Below are 1600 nucleotides of genomic sequence, written 5' to 3' on the forward strand. Positions count from 1 at the left end.
GGCCTTCGCGGAAGTTCGCGGTGATCGGCGTCTCGATGATCGAGCCATCAGGCTTGGCCATCAGGCCGCGCATGCCGGCGAGTTGGCGAATCTGCGCGGCGGAACCGCGCGCACCCGAGTCGGCCATCATGTAGATGGAGTTGAACGACTCCTGATCCACCGTCTTGCCATGGCGGTCGATGGTCTTCTGCTTCGACAGCTGGGCCATCATGACCTTGCCGACTTCGTCGCCGGTCTTGCCCCAGATGTCGACCACCTTGTTGTAGCGCTCGCCGGACGTGACCAGACCCGAGACGTACTGCTGCTCGATCTCTTTCACTTCCTTCTCGGCACGCTCGATCAGCATGTGCTTTTCTTTCGGCACCAGCATGTCGTCGATCGCGATCGAGATGCCGGCACGCGTGGCCAGGCGGAAGCCCGACTGCAGCAGCTTGTCGGCGAACACGACCGTTTCCTTCAGACCGCACTTGCGGAACGAGGTGTTGATCAGGCGCGAAATTTCTTTCTTCTTCAGCGCCTTGTTGATGTTCGAGAACGGCAGGCCCTTGGGCAAGATCTCGCTCAGCAAGGCACGGCCGACGGTGGTGTCGACGAGCTTGGTTTCCGACGTGAATTCGCCGGTTTCCTTGTTCTTCGTGTACTCGGTCAGGCGAACGGCGATCTTGGCCGTGACTTCCACCACCGCGTTGTCGAGTGCACGCTGCACTTCGATCACGTCGGAGAAGATCAGGCCTTCGCCCTTGGCGTTGATGCGGTCGCGGGTCGCGTAGTACAAGCCCAGCACCACGTCTTGCGACGGCACGATGCTCGGCTCGCCGTTGGCCGGGAACAAGATGTTGTTCGAAGCCAGCATCAGCGTGCGGGCTTCCATCTGCGCCTCGATCGACAGCGGCACGTGAACAGCCATCTGGTCGCCGTCGAAGTCGGCGTTGAAGGCCGCGCAAACGAGCGGGTGCAACTGGATCGCCTTGCCTTCGATCAGCACCGGCTCAAAGGCTTGAATGCCCAGGCGGTGCAGCGTTGGCGCGCGGTTCAGCATGACCGGGTGTTCCTTGATGACTTCTTCAAGGATGTCCCACACCACGGGCGTGCCCGCTTCCACTTCTTTCTTCGCCGCCTTGATGGTGGTGGCGATGCCCATGGCTTCCAGGCGCGAGAAGATGAAGGGCTTGAAGAGTTCAAGCGCCATCAGCTTCGGCAGGCCGCACTGGTGCAGCTTGAGCGTCGGGCCGACCACGATGACCGAACGGCCGGAGTAGTCGACGCGCTTGCCCAGCAAGTTCTGGCGGAAACGACCGCTCTTGCCCTTGATCATGTCGGCCAGCGACTTGAGCGCGCGCTTGTTGGCGCCCGTCATGGCCTTGCCGCGGCGGCCGTTGTCGAGCAACGAGTCCACCGCTTCTTGCAACATGCGCTTTTCGTTGCGCACGATGATCTCCGGGGCCTTCAACTCCAACAGACGCGCCAGGCGGTTGTTGCGGTTGATGACACGGCGGTAGAGGTCGTTCAGGTCGGAGGTGGCGAAACGCCCGCCGTCCAGCGGCACCAGCGGACGCAGGTCCGGCGGCAACACAGGCAGCACGTTCATCACCATCCACTG

General features: G+C 62.0%; 1 protein-coding gene. It reads right to left on the reverse strand.

The genetic code is table 11. From position 1 onward, the window contains the following. Window positions 1-1600 (reverse strand): DNA-directed RNA polymerase subunit beta' (locus RMO40_RS25075; RefSeq protein ID WP_489660243.1); only part of this gene is annotated, 1600 nt, incomplete at both ends.

The organism is Rhizobacter sp., from assembly GCF_031412075.1.
Lineage (GTDB): Bacteria > Pseudomonadota > Gammaproteobacteria > Burkholderiales > Burkholderiaceae_C > Rhizobacter.